The sequence below is a fragment of the Caballeronia sp. LZ033 genome (assembly GCF_031451265.1).
Taxonomy (GTDB): Bacteria; Pseudomonadota; Gammaproteobacteria; order Burkholderiales; family Burkholderiaceae; genus Caballeronia.
Map to the genome: position 1 here is coordinate 1 of NZ_JARUXQ010000034.1, position 949 is coordinate 949.

At 62.0% G+C, this 949-nt stretch carries 3 protein-coding genes; all 3 read right to left on the bottom strand.

Going from position 1 to position 949, the window contains the following annotated elements; all coding sequences use genetic code 11:
• Positions 1 to 257: FAD-dependent oxidoreductase (locus QCE62_RS35045; protein WP_143328305.1), on the bottom strand; the 257-nt coding region annotated here is incomplete at its 3' end.
• A 5-nt stretch (positions 258 to 262) separates the two neighbouring features.
• A complete protein-coding gene (gene sdhD / locus QCE62_RS35050) occupies positions 263 to 631 on the bottom strand; it encodes a succinate dehydrogenase, hydrophobic membrane anchor protein (protein ID WP_309928008.1) in 369 nt (122 codons plus the stop codon).
• A 15-nt stretch (positions 632 to 646) separates the two neighbouring features.
• Positions 647 to 949, bottom strand: a 303-nt coding sequence (gene sdhC, locus QCE62_RS35055) for a succinate dehydrogenase, cytochrome b556 subunit (protein WP_309928010.1), incomplete at its 5' end; no start/stop codon positions are given.

Sequence of the window (949 nt, forward strand, 5' to 3'; positions counted from 1 at the left end):
TCGCCGAGCCAGTCGGAGCCCTTGATGGTGTCGTAGAAGTGATAGTGCCAGTTGTCTTCGCTCATGTTGCCGAGCGACGCGCCGATGCCGCCTTGTGCGGCGACCGTGTGCGAGCGCGTGGGGAACACCTTCGAGAGCACGGCGACGGAGAGCCCCGCGCGCGCCAGTTGCAGCGAGGCGCGCATGCCCGAGCCGCCTGCGCCGACGATGACCACGTCAAAGCGACGACGCGGCAGGGAAGTCTTGATTGCAGCCATGTTCTTTACACTCTCCAGAGAATCTGTGCGGCGTAGCCGGCGCATCCGATGAGCCACAGGATGGTCAGCACCTGAAGGAACAGGCGCAGGCCCATGGGCTTGACGTAGTCCATCCAGATGTCGCGAATGCCCACCCACGCGTGATAGAACAGGCACAGCAAGACGACGAAGGTCGCGAGCTTCATCCACTGCATGGCGAAGATGCCCGCCCAGCCTTCGTAGGAGAAGTCATGCGCGCCGAAGAACAGCACGAGCAGCACGATGGTGTAGACGGCCATCGCGACGGCGGTGATGCGTTGCGCGAGCCAGTCGCGCAGACCGTAGTGGGCGCCGACGACCAGGCGCTTGGGGCCGACTCGATTGTGGGTTGCCATGTTTTTATAAACTCCTTAGAAGGCGCCGAAGAGCTTGAGCGCCATCGCGAGCGTGAGCAGCAGCGAGACGATCAGCACGATCATGGCGCTCTGCTTGCCGCCTTCCTTGTTCACGCCGACGTGCGTATCGAGCAGCAGAAAGCGGATGCCCGCGCAGAAGTGATGCAGGTACGCCCACGACAGCACGAGCGTAACGATCTTGACGATGGGGTTGGCGAGGAAGCCCTTGAAGGCGTCGAAACTGATTTCCGACGTGAGGCTCTGATCGAGCAGATACAGGATGAACGGCAGACACACGAAGAGCAGCAGGCCGCTCAC